This window comes from Tepidibacter sp., assembly GCF_025210165.1.
GTDB lineage: Bacteria > Bacillota > Clostridia > Peptostreptococcales > Peptostreptococcaceae > Tepidibacter_A.
Genome location: NZ_JAOASI010000078.1, coordinates 1 through 18,048, shown reverse-complemented (window position 1 = coordinate 18,048; position 18,048 = coordinate 1). Strand labels below are relative to the sequence as shown.

At 26.3% G+C, this 18,048-nt stretch carries 14 protein-coding genes; 3 read left to right on the top strand and 11 right to left on the bottom strand.

The genetic code is table 11. The features are described 5' to 3' along the window. Together N4A48_RS13420 and N4A48_RS13415 are read right to left on the bottom strand one after the other, a co-directional pair. Nucleotides 1-2,519: S-layer homology domain-containing protein (locus N4A48_RS13420; protein ID WP_293666773.1), on the bottom strand; the 2,519-nt coding region annotated here is incomplete at its 3' end. A 145-nt stretch (nt 2,520-2,664) separates the two neighbouring features. Continuing rightward, the gene (locus N4A48_RS13415) at nt 2,665-4,041 is read right to left on the bottom strand and encodes a peptide MFS transporter (protein WP_293666771.1); all 1,377 of its coding nucleotides are present in this window, start codon (nt 4,039-4,041) and stop codon (nt 2,665-2,667) included. Nucleotides 4,042-4,334: 293 nt separating this feature from the next. On the opposite strand from N4A48_RS13415, the gene N4A48_RS13410 reads away from it, so the two are divergent. Continuing rightward, nucleotides 4,335-4,931 carry an ABC transporter ATP-binding protein gene (locus N4A48_RS13410; RefSeq protein ID WP_330665137.1) on the top strand — a complete coding sequence of 199 codons (597 nt, stop codon included), beginning with the start codon at nt 4,335-4,337 and terminating at the stop codon, nt 4,929-4,931. Nucleotides 4,932-4,961: 30 nt separating this feature from the next. Here the strand turns inward: N4A48_RS13410 and N4A48_RS13405 are convergent, their stop codons facing one another. From N4A48_RS13405 to N4A48_RS13365, 9 genes are all read right to left on the bottom strand, one after another. Then, nucleotides 4,962-9,299: a hypothetical protein gene (locus tag N4A48_RS13405; protein WP_293666769.1), complete on the bottom strand. Its 4,338-nt coding sequence runs from the start codon at nt 9,297-9,299 to the stop codon at nt 4,962-4,964. Beyond that, on the bottom strand, nt 9,300-10,019 hold the full coding sequence (locus tag N4A48_RS13400; protein WP_293666767.1) for a DUF6063 family protein: 720 nt from the start codon (nt 10,017-10,019) through the stop codon (nt 9,300-9,302). Nucleotides 10,020-10,029: 10 nt separating this feature from the next. Next, complete coding sequence (locus N4A48_RS13395) at nt 10,030-11,637, bottom strand: hypothetical protein (protein ID WP_293666765.1); 1,608 nt, start codon at nt 11,635-11,637, stop codon at nt 10,030-10,032. Continuing rightward, the gene (locus N4A48_RS13390) at nt 11,630-12,658 is read right to left on the bottom strand and encodes a Wadjet anti-phage system protein JetD domain-containing protein (protein WP_293666763.1); all 1,029 of its coding nucleotides are present in this window, start codon (nt 12,656-12,658) and stop codon (nt 11,630-11,632) included. Before N4A48_RS13390 ends, N4A48_RS13395 begins: the two co-directional genes overlap by 8 nt. A gap of 199 nt (nt 12,659-12,857) precedes the next feature. After that, a complete protein-coding gene (locus N4A48_RS13385; RefSeq protein WP_293666761.1) occupies nt 12,858-14,471 on the bottom strand; it encodes a TolB family protein in 1,614 nt (537 codons plus the stop codon). Nucleotides 14,472-14,685: 214 nt separating this feature from the next. Next, nucleotides 14,686-15,573: a GNAT family N-acetyltransferase gene (locus tag N4A48_RS13380; RefSeq protein ID WP_293666759.1), complete on the bottom strand. Its 888-nt coding sequence runs from the start codon at nt 15,571-15,573 to the stop codon at nt 14,686-14,688. 39 nt (nt 15,574-15,612) lie between these two features. Next, nucleotides 15,613-15,819: a hypothetical protein gene (locus N4A48_RS13375; RefSeq protein ID WP_293666757.1), complete on the bottom strand. Its 207-nt coding sequence runs from the start codon at nt 15,817-15,819 to the stop codon at nt 15,613-15,615. 173 nt (nt 15,820-15,992) lie between these two features. Next, complete coding sequence (locus tag N4A48_RS13370; protein ID WP_330665136.1) at nt 15,993-16,166, bottom strand: hypothetical protein; 174 nt, start codon at nt 16,164-16,166, stop codon at nt 15,993-15,995. A 45-nt stretch (nt 16,167-16,211) separates the two neighbouring features. Continuing rightward, nucleotides 16,212-17,063 carry an Rpn family recombination-promoting nuclease/putative transposase gene (locus N4A48_RS13365; protein ID WP_293666756.1) on the bottom strand — a complete coding sequence of 284 codons (852 nt, stop codon included), beginning with the start codon at nt 17,061-17,063 and terminating at the stop codon, nt 16,212-16,214. 190 nt (nt 17,064-17,253) lie between these two features. Here N4A48_RS13365 and N4A48_RS13360 point away from each other — a divergent pair, with 190 nt between their 5' ends. After that, complete coding sequence (locus N4A48_RS13360; RefSeq protein ID WP_330665135.1) at nt 17,254-17,436, top strand: hypothetical protein; 183 nt, start codon at nt 17,254-17,256, stop codon at nt 17,434-17,436. Continuing rightward, nucleotides 17,414-18,048, top strand: a 635-nt coding sequence (locus N4A48_RS13355) for an ABC transporter permease (RefSeq protein WP_293666755.1), incomplete at its 3' end; no start/stop codon positions are given. The genes N4A48_RS13360 and N4A48_RS13355, both read left to right, overlap by 23 nt.

Here is an 18,048-nt window from a genome sequence, read left to right as displayed (position 1 = left end):
GTATTAGTCACAGCATCTGTTACCGTTGCTTCAGTTGTTTGACCTGTTGCTGTTAACACTTTAATTTCTGCATTATTATCTGATGCTAACGCAGCTTTTAATTCCGATACTATTGTTCCATTTGCTACTTTCATTGTATGATTATCATTCTTTACTTCTGTTACAACTGCATCTTTTCCTGTTGCAACTTTAATATCTGTATTATCACTTTCGACAACATCACTCGCATTTATCTCACTTGTTTCTACAACTTTATCTAATACATTATCGCTTCCATCTTTTAATGTATTTGCTGCTACTTTAATTTTATTTGTTGCTGTTGTTAATGCGTTTTTAAATGTCACTACTAATTTACTATTTGTAATTTCTACAGTATCATTAGCTCCTAATGCTACATAATTTGTTCCATCAGTTGCTATTGTTACTTGTGTTTTTAACTCTGTTCCTGCATCTGTCGCATCCACTACATTTTCATCAAATGTTAATGTTATTACTTTATGTGCGTCATCTATTGCTGCACTTTGATATACTGGTGTGGTATTATCTGCTACTGGTGTTGCTGATGCTTCTCCCCATGCTTTGATTTTATTACTATCGCTTTCATCTACCTTGATTACTTGCACAAATATTGCTGTTCCATTTGTTCCATTTATATCTGTTTTTACTGTAAACCTAGTCCATCCTGATAAATCGGTACTATCTAATGGTGGTTTATTTCCTGCATCTGTTGTCGATGTATTTTTGTAATAAAAATCAATTCCTGATTCTGGAGTCATTGGATCTAATACTACCTTACCATCTCCTGCTGTTACTTTTGGATTCACACTTCCTAGCACTGGTACTGCTGCTACTGTTGTAAATGTAGCAGTAGTTTTTGTGATTGCATTATCATATTCATCTTCTACTTGAGCTGCTATTTCTACATAGTATACTTGATTGTTATCTAAACTTTCATTTGGATTAATCGTTATTACTTTCTTAGATTCATCTATTGTTGCTGTAAATAATACATCTTGACCATTTGCGTCTGTCGTTTTAAGGTTAAGTATTCCTTTTAAGTCTCCATTTTCTAATGCAGTATTATTTAATTTTCTCACTTTTTCATTGAATGTTATCGTAATATTCCCATCTATTGCTACACCTGTTGCACTGTCTGCTGGTAAGAATGTTACTGTTGGTGCTGTATTATCACTATTACTTGAGCTAGAACCACCTGAACTAGAACCACTACCTGATGAATGTGTTTTACTTACAGAGCTAGCTTTTGATCCTTCTATCTTCTTAACCGAACCGCTTCCCTTTACTCTAGCTCCTTCCTCAGCATCTATTGTATTGATTTTAGTGCCACTAGCTACATATATATATGCATCTTTTGAATCATCTTTTATAGATACTTTAGATATCTCTCCTTTTTCTAAATAAAGGTCTGCATCTTTTACTTCTATGTCTACATCATCAAAGTCACCTTTTAATGTAACCTTGTGATCATCTTGAACAGATACATCATCAAATCCTGATTTAGTTAATTCGTCACTTCCTGATGTATCTTCTTCAAGTATTGCTCCTGATTTTAATGTAACTGTATCTACAGTTGTACTTCCTTGTGCAACTAATCTTACATCATCATCTTTTTTATCAACAACTACTTTTCCTAAATCACAATCTTCAAGATATATACTATTTTTTCCACCACCATATACATATGTAGTTCCTTTTACTCTAACATCTTCAAGATAGACTTCTCCGTCTCCTACATCTGATGATATAGTAAGATCTCCATCTATTGTTTTATTTTTTAGTTTTTCACCCTTATCATCTATTACTACATCATCATCTTTCTTTTTTGAATCTTTATCATAATCATAGTTATGTTTTCCACTTGAAGATATAGAATAGCCTGATCCTTCAAACTTTTTATAGATTACAGTTACTGCTTCAGCTCTAGTTATGTATTTTTCTGGTCCAAATGTTCCATCTGGATATCCACTCATATTTTTAGAGTCTACTAGTGCACCTACAGATTTTTTGCTCCAATTTGCAATCTTATCTGAATCCTTAAATTTATCAGCTACATATACCTTATCAGCATTTTGTTTGTTAAGTACCTTAGCCATAATTACAGCTACTTCTTGTCTTGTAATCTTATTGTTAGGTCTTATAGTATTATCTTCATATCCTGATATATACCCTTTTGCTTTTGCCTTTCTTAAATCATCATAATACCAGTCCTTTAATGATACATCTTTGTAGTCAACATCATAAACTAGCTTATAATTAAAAGCTTTGTTTATTAATGATATAAATTCTGCTCTTGTAATATAGTTATTTGGCTTAAATGTACCATCATTATAACCACTTACAATTCCTCTATTTACTAATGAATTAATTTGTTTTGCCGCCCAGTGATTGTTAACATCTGAAAAATTAGCAGCAAAAGAAATTCCCATAGATCCAACTACCATAGATGCCGTTACTATAATAGCCATAGCTCGTTTACTATTTCTCTTTAATAGTCCCATACTTCTCCTCCTAGTTTTGTATTTAGGTATTATTAACCTCTTGTACATAATTATACAATATAATCCATAAAATACATATATGTTTTTGTACCTAATTCACAAAAAATACCTTATAGTAAAAACTATTAAGGTATTAATGTATTCGTTACTCGTTATCTAAAACCATAATCTTTTGGAACATTGGACTAAGTGCACAAAGAAGAATTCCTGAGCCTATAGTTATTGCGGTTACAAGTCCAAATACTTGAAGTCCTCCCCAAGATTCAACAAAAGCTGCAGACATACCTGCTATATAATTACCAACACCAGTTGCAAATAACCATACTCCCATCATAACAGCAGCAATTTGCTTTGGAGCAAGCTTACTAACCATAGATAATCCAACAGGAGATAAGAACATTTCTCCAACTGTATGCATAGTATATGCACCAAATAACCATAATATATTTGCTTTTATTGCTATATCCGTTGAGTTTCCTCTTTGAAGAGCTGCTCCAGCCATAAGTCCAAATCCAATACCAAGAATAATTAATCCATAACCCATTTTAGTTGCTGTAGGAATATCTCCTTTTTCACGCTTAGATAACTTAACAAACCACATAGCAAATATAGGACCTAAAACCATACATAAGAATGGATTTATAGATTGGAACCAGCTTGTTGGAACCTCAAATCCACCTACATTTCTATTGATATAATCATTTGTATATATAGTTAAACTCGAACCTGCTTGTTCAAATGCAGCCCAGAAAACCACAACAAAGAAAGAAAGTGCACAAATTGCGAAAACTCTTTTCTTTTCATCCTTTGTTAAAGGTTGTTTTTGTGAATTATTTAAATCTTTAGCTTGTTTTTTAGATGCATCATATTTTCCAACATCACCAAGATATTTCTTACCCAATAAGATATATATTACAGTTCCAATTAACATACCTATAGATGCAGTCAGGAATCCATATCTATATCCATAACTTATAATTTCTGTTCCATTTGTTTCTGCAAACATTTTCTCTGCAACTGCGCCACATATAAGAGGAGCTAAAAAAGCACCCATATTTATAAATGTATAAAAAATAGAATATGCTCCATCTTTTCTAGGATCATTATTATCATAAAAATCCCCTACAATAGAAGTTATATTAGGCTTCCAAAGACCATTCCCCATTGCAAGAAAAAATAAAGCTCCGTATAACATAGTTTTTGTATTAGTAATAAACAACATGAAAGTTCCAATTGCTATAAGTATAGAACCTATAAAGAAAGTATTTCTCTTTCCCAAAAATGAATCTGCTATATATCCACCTAATAGCGGAATAAAATATGCACTCATAGTAAATGTTGAATAAATAGTAGCTGCTGTAACGGTATCAAGTCCAAGTCCACCCTTGATTGCAGTTGTTGTTAAAAACAACATTAATAGGCCTCTCATACCATAGTAATTAAATCTCTCAAATATTTGAAGCGTTGATACCAGCCAAAAACCTGCTGGATGACCTTTTTTCTTAATAACTGCTTCACTCATTGTTAAATCCCTCCTCATTATATAATTAGGATCAAACTAAACCTTAAAATTTCGTATTTCTATTAAATAATTGCATTATGATATGTGAAATATCAAGGAAAATTTTACCCTATATTTGAGATTATTTTATCATAAAAATAATCTTATAAGCAATGTAATTTTTCAATTATTGTAAATTTTAAAAAGAATTTGTAAATATATACATAAAATATGATATAGGTACAAATTCACCTCTATTTTAATAATATAAATTATATGACATAAATTTTTTCTCCTAAGGGGAGGGGAGTAATATGAAACCTATTGTTCAAATAAAAGACCTTTCTATGAATTACTATACATTAGAAGGTGAACTAAATGTTTTAAAGAATATTAATTTAACTTTAGAAGAAGGTAAAATTCTAGCACTTGTTGGTCCATCTGGTTGTGGTAAATCCACAATAATGAATATATTATCACGTCTCATAACTCCTACAAGAGGAGAAGTCGTTATTAATGGCAAGATAGGATATATGTTTCAACGAGATCATCTACTTGAATGGCGAACTATATTAGATAATATAAAAATAGGACTAGAGATACAAAAAAAATTAAATAATGAAGCCCTACAAAAGATAGAAAGACTGCTTAAGCTTTATGGAATTTGGGAATTTAGAAACAACTACCCAAAAGAGCTTTCAGGTGGTATGAGACAAAGAGTTGCCCTAATTAGAACTCTAGCTGTTAATCCAGACATACTGCTTTTAGATGAACCTTTTTCAGCACTTGATTATCAGACCAGACTTTTGGTTTGTAATGATATAGCTCAAATTATAAAGAATGAGAATAAAACTACTATAATGGTGACACATGATATTGCAGAAGCTGCCTTCCTTAAATGGCAAAGTTAATGGCAGACATACAATCTGCCATTAATTTTATTATTCTAAGGTTAAAGATATTTGTTCCTGTATAAACTCCAAGTTACTTATTTCAAGAGAATCTTTTCCTGTATCTTTAACAAATTCAACCTTATCCTTATTTCTAAATCTATCTGCTATAACCTTTGCTACATATATTCTATCAAATCTATTATATACAGAGCTTCCTCCTATACCCGAAAAACATATTAATTGAATTCCATATTTACTCGCAATATCAAACATAGGCTCGAGTAGATGCTCTGCATTAGTTTTAGCAAAAGGATTGTCCATAATTATAATTTTGCTATCTTCTATTATTCCTATTTCAGATTCTTTTCTTCTCATATAAGACATCAAGCTTGCTAATAATATGAACATTGATACAAATTTTTCTCCTCCTGAGTTTTGATTTAAAGCTTCCCCCCATCTTTTCTTTACCAATCTTCTTTTTTCTATTTTATTTATAAACACCTTTATTCTATTTATGTTGCCTATAAGTTTTCCTAATAATACTGATGTTTTAATCCTAGTATCTATAATTTCTCTATAGCTTCCATCTAATTGTACTACTTCTTCCACAATATTCTTTATAAAATCCTTTAACCCCTCTTCTTCAATTTCTTGTGGTATAACTATTTCTAACATTTTTTTTATTTTTCCATGAATTTTTATTGATGATTTTTTATCTATTTTTTTTATCTCGTCGTATATATTTTTTGAATACCTTAAAATCAGTTTGATAACCATGTCTTCTTCATTTTTTATATTTTCAAGATTTAATCTTTCTGTATCTCTCATTTTTTCTATTACTTCTACTAAGGATTCAAACTTTCCTCTTGCTTGTATCTTACTCTCTTCTTTTGTAAAATCAAGGAGCCTATCTTTTAACAAATCATATTTATCCCTATATTTCTCATAGGAACTTATAAAAAGATTTGAAATTTCTTTTTCAATTTTTTCATATACTTTATTAACAGCTTCATGCTCATTTAATAAATCATTTATTTGTTTTTTTAATGTTTCTATGTCTTCAAAATCAAACTTCTCATCTGTATTTTTCCATGTTATTCTTTTGAATTTCTCAATTTTATAGAATATGCTTTGTAATTTTTGAATTTTACTATCATATTCTTTTAAAATTTCTTTATATTCTTTTAAATCCTTTTTATATCTGTTTTCTCTTTCTTTAAAATTTATATCTTTAATTTCCTCAAGTGATAAAACTTCTTTGTATCCTGCCTTATTTAATTCTCTTTTTTTACCGTTTAATTCACCTTCTAGCCTTAATTTGCTATCTCTATTTTTTTGATGATTTTCTTTTAAATTATTTATTTCTTCAGTAGTATTTTTAATTTTTTCTTCTAAATCATTTTCAATACCTTCATCATATCTAACATTATAAAATTCGTCATTTAATTTGGCATTTTGTACTATTTTTTTTAATTTTCCTTCTTTGTCCTTTATATCATTTTGATAATTTTTTTCATCTTCTAAATCTCTTTTTTTATCGGCATCATATTTATCTAAACAAGCTTTAAGCTTTCCCTCTAGTGAATTCATATCTTCTTCTATAAATTCACCCTCTTTTATTTGACCTAGTTCCTCTTTTTTATTTATTATTAATTTTTTTTCATCTTCTGTTTTTCTAAGCTCTATATTATCATTTATTTTATTATCGCTTAAATTTTGTATATCATTTTCTATTTTTGAAAGCTCATCATTTTTTATTTTTAGTTGCTCATTAAAATCAATAATCTCTTCTTTATTTTCAATATACAGTTGATACTCATTTGAAAAATTTACAAATTCTCTTTTTTGAATTTTTAGATTCTCTAGTTTTTCTAAATTTGATTTTAAATTATTCTTTAAATTTTTAAGTTCTTTATTATACTCTTCTTTTAATATTTTTAACTCTTTTAATTTAATTTCTGTCTCCTCTATATTATTTTTTAGTACTTTTATTCCATAATTTAGATTTTCTTCCTCGTCTCCATTAAAAGAATAGTTAAGTATTAAAGATTTATATCCTTGGTTTATTTCTATAGCTTCTTTTATTTTATTTATTTCCTTATCTAAAATATTAATTTTATTTTCCCTATCTAAAATAAGCTTTTGTCTTTTATTATCATCTACTAAAAGCTTATTAAACGAAAGTATAAAATCTTGATTATTTATACTTAATAAACTATTTAAAATTTTTATTTCTTTTTTTTCATGAAGATTGTTTTTATCTATTATTGGTATTGGTAAAGAAGTAAATACCTCTATATCTTGACTCTTTAATACTTCATAATCCTTTTTACTCAGCACCAAGGAATAAGGTAGAAATGGATTTATATCTATAATTCTACATTTTTCTTGAAAATTTCCTTTATATTTCTTTAACCAACTCAGTCCATACTCAAATTCTATATCCCTATCCTCAAACTCTTTTTCTAAATCTTTAGGAAGATTTACCAAGCCTGTTTTATATTTTAGGATAATATCATATATTTCATTTCTTTCTTTAATTATTTTTTCTTTATTTTTTTCAAAATTGTTTATATCTTCTACTATTTTATTTATACAAGAATCTTTATGTTTTTTAACATTTCTTTCAAAATGCTTTATTTCTAATATATTTTCTATTTTCAAAGTTTCTTCTTTAAAATAATCTAAATCATTTTGAATTTGATTTAATTCAATCTTATATTCACTTAATTTTTCTATATTTTTTTCTTGTTTAACAATAGATTCATTTATATTATTATCCACGTTCTCTATATTCTTATTTAGTTCAGTTACTTCTTTTTCTGATTTTTTTTCTATTTTATCTAGATTTTTTTTATATTTATCTAATTCACTTTTATTGTATTTACCTGATATAGGGTTTCTTTGAATATTAAAATCCTCATAGTTATTTTTAAACATTTGTTCTTTATTTTCAAAGTCTTTAATATATTTTTCTCTAGAAGCTATATTACTTGAGATATTAATTAATTCTTTATTTATATTTCTTTTTTGACTTGACATATCTTCTATTTGCTTTTCTATTTTTTGAATATTTGTTTTTAATTGTTCTAATACATCAATTTTCTCTTTTATTTCATCATCATATATTTTATTAAGAGTAAATTTATAATTTTTTATATTTCTATTTATCTCATTATCATCTTTTTCATAATTTGCTAATCGTTCTTTTATACTGGATAGTTTTCTATTTAAAGCTTGTATTTTTTCATATATTTCAGCTGCTTTTTGTATATTCAACTCTTTATCATAGATTTCTCTTTGATTATTTTTTGAATCTATATCATTTTGAATACTTTCTAAAATAGTATTCAAATCACATATTTCTTTATCCAGAGTATGATACTCATAAGATAATTTTTCATAATTTAAAATTCTTAATTCTTCCTTTAATTCTAAAATGTAATTCTCAAAATCTTTTTTTTCTTTATTTTTATTTTTTATAAAATCATCTAATAAATTTGCTTGTGTTGCAAGATTATTTAATAATTTATTCTTTTTATTATCAACACTTGTTCCTTCTTCCATTTTTTCTTTTATCTTTGATGAGTCCTCTATAAATTCATCAAAGCATTTTACTTTTTCTATAGCCTCTTTACTTCCCTTATAGTTTTGTATGTATTTTACAAGATTTTCTCTTATAGCTTCTATTTGATTTGTTTCGCTATTTAATTTACTTTCAATCAAAGGAATAATCTCAGTTCTTATAAGTGCTTCATCCGTTTTGCATTTGTCAAAAAGGTTAGAAAGACCAGATTCATCATTATTAATTTTTTTGATAATATTTTCCCATTCCTTATGATTAACTTTATGTATTTCTAATTCATTAAAATACTCATTTTTCTTTGTGCTGTCATTAAAATTATAGACTTTAAAATTATTCTTTCTTCTGCTATAGTCTTTAGCTATTTTTTCTGCTTGAGAGAATTTTAATATTGTTCTATCTTCTATAAAAGGAATATCTATTATATCAAAAGAATCTGTTTTTTTATATTTATTCGTGAATGCTAGTATTCTTATTCTATTTTTATCATCTTCATTTTTTATATCTCTTTTTATTATCATTCCAACTAAAAATTTTTCTTTATTTTCTAATAATATCTCATGCATTATGTAAGTCGGAGTATTATTCGTAAAATAATCTTCAAATTTCCTGCCTGATAAATCTCTTTTTCTTTTTAAAAAAGGCTGCATAAAAAATTGTATTAATACCGTTTTTCCCACTCCATTTTCCATTGAAAACAAAGTATCCTTACCATTTCCATAGTCAAAAACCTCGTTATATATAGTTCTTTTCCCATCATTATAGTTAAGATTTATTATTCTTGTTTTACTTAATTTAGGCATTTAAACTTCACCTTCTTCTTGAATTTTCAAATTTATAATATTATTTATGTCCTGTATCCTATCATAATTTAAAAAGTAATTTGCAACTAATGTGTTAAACTTTTTAGTTGGCAGTATAGCTGTTTCATCTTGAATATTTATTAGTTTTTCTTTTTTTAAGAACGAGCAAACTTGATATATATACCATCTTCTAGTTCTAATCTTTGTCATATTATCTTCATTTAAAAGTGTAAACCAATGCTTTGAAATATCAGTTATGGCAAGTTTAGTTTCATAATCTAATGACTTATCTTCCACACTTGATAATAGTTCAAACCTTTCTGTAAGTTTTTCGTCTATCTCTCCAATTTCAATCATATCTCTTATCTGAGCATTCTTACCTTTTCCACTATAAAACTCTGTTATTAAATAAATAATAATATAACTAGCTAAAAAGAAATCTATATTCTTCATATCTGCTCTCCCAAATATCTCTCTTTTTAGCTCTGCTCTTTTATATCCCAAAAACTCATTTTCTACATTAGGTATTAAATATATGGTATTATCAAACTTTCTTATTTTAACTCCTACTTCATCTTCATAAGCTCTTAATATATCTTTTATCTTCTCAGTAGCATAAGATTCATATAATTCTTTATCATCATTTACTGTTAATTCTCCGTGTTCTTGAAGATAATTGTATATTTTTATTGAGTTTCTTATTTCATCTATCGTATACATGGTTCCTCCTTTATTCCATATGCATTATAAAATTTGGACATCTCACAGTTTCTATTGTAGTGAATTCAAAACTTTCTATATTTTTATCAATATGTACTCTCTCTTTTACTTCAACTATATCTATTTCATCACTTCTATAAAATTTCAATTTTTTTGGCATTCTGAATCTATACTTTTCATTTATTTCATTAACTAATAATTGCCTAAGATCAAGCTCTATTTCTTCATTAATATAACTTTCCTCGTATTCATTCATCATTTCCTCTATATCTATTTCTCCAAGTCTCAAAAACTCAATCACTATCTCTGATAGCTGTCTAACTGTTGGAACTAATTTTTTAAATTCTTCATCATTTTTATTAGAATAATAATCTGCCAATGCTCTAAAATCAGTATTTTTTTTATCAATAATAAATCCTAACATGCACGAAATTATTCCTTGATACTCTTCTTTTCTTCTTATCAAGTTATTTATTAATTCCTGTTCTTCCTTTATCTCATCTATTTCAACTTCGTCTTCCTCATCTTCTGATGAATATATTTTTTGTTCTTCAAATATTTTATTTATATTGAATTTCTTTTTTATCTTTGGTATAAAAAGTGGATTAAATATTTTATAAATATTATCAAGAGCCATAGCATCTTCTTCTATAGGCTTTAAAATATCCTCTTTTATATTTATCCTTTTATTGCTATAATAATAGCTAGCTTCTTCTAAAGCGTTTTTGTACTCATCTTTAAATTGAAAATGCTTACTTATAAGAGAACCTGATTTTTGACTTATTGAAATTAAAAGCTCCTTTATTCTTCCAAGCTGTCTTAAAGATTCTAAATTTTCATCTATAACTTTATCGTTGTTTGACATCAATCTTTCTTCTTCTAATATTACAACCTGCTTTAATTCTTCAAATCTATCATTTTGTTCCTTTAATACTTCAATATTTTTCAAAAAGTTATTTTGAAACTCTTCCTGATTTATAGAAAATATATTTTCTCTTGTTCTATATATAAAATTATTTATTACGCTTATTTGAGATCTAATAAGATTATTTAAATTTTCTATTGCAGTTAATCCTTGAGAGAAATTTTTTCTTTTTAAGCTCAGCTCTAATATCATTTGATTTATATCAATTTGCATTTTTTCATCAATCTCTAATGAACCCAGTAATAATCTATAGCCTTCCTGTGTAAGATAAAATGTACTCTTATTTTTATTATCCCTTGATGGCTTTTGCTGAAGAAGATGGTATTCATACACTACCCTTTCATCATTTGAATAATTTAAAGTGTTAAAAATAAATGGCTTTCCTTCATTTCTTAATACTCTATAAATTATAAATCTAGTAATTTCTCTAACCTCTTCCTCCTTTATATCCTTATCAAAATAATTTAAAATTATCTTATCTAAATAATTAGACATATTATCTAATGTACACTCTTCATCCTTTAATGATTTATCTAATACAAAACACATTAAAACATAAACAAGATTTATCTGCTCGTTAGTGCTAAATCCGTAATTTTTTAGCTGTCCTGTTACAGATATTTTGTTATCAATTAAAAATGAATAAGATAATTTCTCCATTCTCTTATGAAAATTATTCAAAAAATCATACACTTTCATTAGCTCCTATTCTTAAAATTTGATAATTTAATATTTCTTGAGGTATATATTCTCCTCTTTCTAAAATATTTTTTATATCAGCTTCAATATCTTTTAATTCATCATAGAAAATTCCTTTTATATTTTTATTTTGTTTATCCTTTGAAAAGTTTAAATCTATTTTTTTTGATTTTTTTACCATTTCCTTATAGGCTTGTCTAAATAACTCTATTTTAAACTTAGTTTCATATTTTTCTTTTAATCTTTCATATATTCCTATTCCTTCATAATCTATATCGCCCCAATAAATTAATTTATTGGGATTAAACAAGTATTTTTCAACAGTAAATTCGTACTCCTCTAAAGATTTTTCAATACATTTTCCTTGTCCATATATTATGGTAGAAAAAGACGCTCCTAAAAATGTATTTTGATTTTCTATCATAAGTTTTCTCAAAGTATACCAAGTATCTTTATTTTCAATAATCAATACATCTTGATTATTATCTTTATTTTTGGAAAAATAAACGAAGGGTTCTGGAGTTGTATATATATTTATGCTCTCTAGACTTATTCCTAGATTTTTTAGAATTCTTAGTCCTCCTTCATACTTTAAAAACTTTTCTTCAGAGAAGATATCATAGCTTCTTTCATTAATAGCCATTGGAATATCTAGTCTTTCACTATAATTTCTAAAGTAATTAGTCAATTTTTCTATATAACTTCTATCTTTTTTGTATTTATCAATATTAGACAAATAATAATCCTTGTTAAATGTAAAATAGAAACTATAATTAATTTCATCTATATATTTTGTATTATCTACACCTTTTGTTAATATTCTATATTTGTTAAACAAGGCTGGATTCATCCCATTTAATTTACTTGTCTTTACTTCTTTTAATTTACCACCTTGCGTCAAATCTTTAATAAAGTTTACTAATTCAATATAATCTTGAATTTTAAAATATTCTTGTATTTCATTTACTGATACTATTTTCTTCTTAAAATCATAAATATTTTTTATTTTAATCACCTACCATACTCGTTATAAAATTATTTTATCATAATATATTTTAATAAAGATATTATTTTCAACAAAAAAAATAACTGCTAATAGTAGTTATTAGCAGTCTCAAGTATATATTATTATTTATACATTCTATTCACTATAATTCACAAATAATACAAAAATTTCAACCTTACGACCTTTTGATCTTTTAAATTAATATTTTTTAATTACTTTTCAATTTTACTAATTTTATTGATTTATCTGTTCCTGAAGTTATTAAGATTTTCTCACCATCTACAGAACTATTAGAAACTTGATCTGTAATTGCTAAATTCAAATCACCAGATTTATTAAACACTTTTATACCATAATCTTCTTCTGCTAAAAGAGTACATATTAATCTATTGTTTTCTATTTTTATATTTCTTAAATTTTCCTTCAATACAAGTTTATCTTCTTTGTCTATAACTACCTTATAAAGTTTCATCCTTCCATCTTGCTCTGATACAGTATAATATACATTTCCATCTACTTCATAATATCCATCTTCATAACCTTCAAGTTTATTATCAGATAATTTTTTTTCATTTGTTCCATCTAGATTTGATACATATAAATATTTATCTTCATCTTTTACATAATAAATTTTATTACTTGCTATTTTAAAATTCTTAACTCCAAAATCTGTAATTTTTATAGTTTCATTTGTATCTAAATCTATTGTATAAATAAAATTTTGCTCACCATCTTTTATTGGATATGTAGATGCAAGTATATAAACATTATCATTTATAACAGTAGTACAACGATCAGGGCTATATCCATCTTGTATGTGCCATCCATATGTAAGGTTTTGATTTCCTATTCTTTTTCTTTTTTCTTTATCTATACCACCTTCTTTTGATTCAAGAAAAAGATTAGGTCCATTTAAAGGAGGTCCTTGATATATCTTAAGCGTACCCTTTGAAGTATTTTTAAAATCAAGATAACCACTCTCTTCTACTGTAGCTTTTCCATCATTATTTACCTTGCAATATACATCTTCCCCCATTACAGCTCCTCCAGAATGATAATAAAACCAGAGAGTTTTATCTATTTTATAAAATGTCAAACTATTATTAAAGCCATAGCTTGTATCTATTTCATAGGAATACACTAATTCTTTATTAGATATATTAGTATCCTTAACTCTATACACTTTATTTGTCTTATTTACAGTATCTACAGTCTCTACAAAATAATAATAACCATTAAATACCGCAACATCATTTTCACCTGCATATTTAGGAAGATTTACTGTTTTTACCTGTGGGTTATTAGATTTTATCATGAGTCCTTTTGATTTATCCCAATCATATTCCCATCCAAATGTATCATGTGCAAATTTCCATGTGAGTGGAAAATATGTTACATTGTTAAAACTTAAAAGAGGATATTCCTCTTTAGAATTATAGATTGCATTCCCATTTGCTGTAATCTTAAATGTAGGTATCGTTGCATTATAACTATTTCTATTTTTATGTTTTGTTTTATATGGTACATAAGATGATGTAACATTACTTTGAATAATTTTAAAACCTTCATCCTGTGTCCATTTTGTTTCTAATCCCAAAAGCCTGCAATCATACCATGTCATTGGAAAATATGTCATATCTTTATATAGCAAAAGTGGATATTCTCGATGTAAATTATCAATCTTATTTTCATTTATAGTAACATTAAATTTTGGTAATCTGACTTTTACACTTTGTTCAACAGCAAAACTATCTTCTCCAAATAGCATAAAGCTTATAGAAACTAACCATATAGTTACAAATGTAAAAAACTTCTTTCCCATACAAATGTCCCCCCCTTAGTTTTTTTAATTATTTATCATTATATCATGTACATTAGTTATATTTTTACATAGTATGAAACGAAATCAAAATAGTTGCAAGTGTAGCTTTTTCAATAAGTTATCCATAAAACCAAAAATGATATAGTTTCATATAGAATAAAAAATTAACTGCTATTAATAGTTATTAGCAGTCTCAAGTATATATTATCGTATATTATTTTTCAAACCAATAACTTAGAATCTCATCATCTACAAATCCATATTTTTTATATAGACTATACCCTATATTATTTGAGCTTATAACGATTAATTTTATATCTTCTACCTCAAATTGTTTCAATATATTAATTGACTTTTTCAAAAGTATTTTCCCAAATTTATTTCCTTGAAATTTAGGTAATATACCAATAGTATCAACCCATCCTATCCCTTCTTGTATATGAAGTTCATATATACCTACAGGCTCTTCATTAGAATATATTATGCCTACTATTAAACTTTTTTCATTTCTTTTCTTTAATAATTCTTTTATTTCTTTATCTGTCATCACTCCACAATTAGGAGAATTTCTAAATGATTCATTGTTAATAACTTTATATACATCTTTATTTTTATCACTTAGATTTTCAAAATTAATAGAATTATGAATTTCTATAGAATTTAATTTTTCACTACATTCTAACCTAAGAATAACAGCTTTATAAACTTCTCTAAAACCTATTTTTTTTACAGTTGACATTATGTGCTTAGAATTAGGTTTCAATCCTAACTTTATCTTATTAGGATTATATTTTTTTGCATATTCAATAGAGTATTTTAATAGTTTCTCGAAGTATTTTTGATTATTTTCATATATGTTAATACTTGCAAAAAATATTTCTCCATTTTCTTTAATATCCTTGCTAATAACCCCTATAGTACCCTTTATCTCTTCTTTATCCCATAATGTAAAATAACTCTTTCCATTATCAAATAATACTCCACTATAATTTGATAGCATTTCTTCATAAGTATTAAAATAAAAATTGAACCCAAACTCTTTTATAAAGCAATACAATTTTTTTCTTTGTTCTTTTGATAACTCTCTAAATGAATAAATCACACTATCGAACCTCCATGCACTTGTATCCTTTTCTATATTTTACCATAAATAAAGATCATGGTAAAACCATGACCTAGATATAGTAATAAAAATCCCACAAACAAATCCTAAATCTATTATTGGATTTGCTCTATTAAAACTTATCCTATATTCATCTAAAACTATCTTTCTAACCAAGTTATAAAGTTCATTATTATTTTCTAAATTTTTTATCAAATCATCAAATAAAGTATTTTTCTCTCTCAATATATACTTTACTGATTTTTGAATAATATATTTATCCCAAGTACTATCAGGTTAACCTAATTGATTTTGCCATTAGCTTTATAATTCTATTACTAAACGTCTTTTCATCTTTAAAGGTTTCACTTCCGATTCCTTCAAAGCTACAAATTAATACCAAATATTTTGATTTTAATTTATTTTTTAGTAAGTATATAAGTAGTTGTTTTGCCGTATTGTCTTGGTCTATTTATTACAAAATAGTTACCTTTATCTATAATATTCTCTATATTATCAAGCTTATCTTTTATATCTACCATATAATGCATTGATGGTATGCATGTTCCTGTTGTATTAAATGCTTTTTTCAAATTATCACCACCAAACGATTAAAAGTCCACTTTTTTGTTCATACATTAATTTTTTAATGATTTTACTTTTTGTATGCTTAATCCTGTTTTCAATGCTATAGTTTCTACATCTAAAATATCTAATAAACTTTTAGCAATTTTTATTTTTTCTTGTTCTCTCCCTTCTTCTCTTCCTTCTTCCTTAGCACTATTTATCATGTTTTCTCTTTCATGCAGTGATTTTTCTCTAGCTTTATATAACTCAATAGTTTTTTTATCACTACTTAGATATTCTAATCTTTCTTCTGCTCTTTTTATATCTTCATCCATATCCATCAACTCCTTTAAAGTTTCTTCTGATATGTCTTTGTTAAAAAAAGTTAACCATCTCTGAAGCTTATCTTCTTTTAAATTTTTCTCATCTAATTCATTGAATTTAGGTACTTCAATAAAATGTATCTCAACTAAATCAGTTAACATATAATCTTTCTCTTCGTCTTCCCATAAATGAAATTTAGAATGAAATTTGTTTAATGATAGATATTCAAAATCCAGTATATTTATAGTAATTACTTTACATAACTTTCTATAGTCTTCACCTTTTCTAATACCTTCATTGAACAATCTTCCCCAGTAAAATAAAGTCCTTTTATCCATATTTCTTTGATCTGTAAGTTGAACTTCTATATTTATTTGTGTTCCATCTTCTGTTCTTGCTCTTACATCTAAAATACCTGTTTTATCTTCCATCATTTCTTTTGTTAATTCTTTATTTTCTATTATTTCTAATGATACTAATCTATCTTTATCTTTTCTATCTAATACTGCATTTAAAAATGCAATTAAATTATGCTTAGCTTCATTTTCTCCAAATAGTTTTTTAAAGATAAAATCATTTAAGGGCTTTAGTCTATCCACTTTATCACTCCTCTCTTTATCTATATTATATCTCACTTTTAAGTATATTTTCATTATCTTTTGGTGTATATTTATATAAAATCATATTAGTTAAATGACACGCTAAATGTTTCTATATTGAATTTTGTAAATACATATGAACTTTACATCCATTTTTTGCCTTGATATATATGTTGAAGAAGCTATATCAATGGCAAACAAAATAGCCGTTCTTTCAAAACGCCCAGCCACAATAAAAAATATACACGATATAAAACTTACAGTAGAAGGAACTAAAACACCGCTTTCATCAAGAGAAGCTCCTGAGTTTAAATATTATTTCAATACAATATGGAAGGAGCTTGATATAGATGAAAAAGACAAACTGCTCTAGTGAATACACAGCTTATTTAAAATCAGTTAAATCAAACAAGAGAAAAATAATACTTTATCAGATATTAGTACTCGTACTATTTGTACTAATTTGGGAAATGGCTGCTCATTTAAATGTTATAGATGTATTTTTAACCAGTAAGCCATCTGATATATTCAAGCTATTCATAAAATATTCTTCAAACGGAGAAATATTTAAGCATGTGGGAATATCAGTATACGAAACTATTTTAGGATTTATCCTTGGAACTTTAGGTGGGATAATAATAGCTATAATGCTCTGCTGGAACAAAACCTTAGCTAAAATACTAGACCCATTTTTAGTTGTTTTAAATGCTCTTCCAAAGACAGCTCTTGCTCCTATACTTATAATATGGGCTGGAGCTGGAATCACTGGTATAGTAGTTATTGCACTTACTATATCAATAGTAGTTACAATACTTTCAGCTTATAACTATTTTATTACTGTTGAAGAAGAAAAAATTAAAATGCTAAAAAGCTTCGGTGCAACTAAATATCAAATACTTACAAAGCTTATTCTTCCTTCTAATATAGGCAATATTATAAATATAGTTAAGATAAATATAGGTATGTCATGGGTTGGAGTTATAGT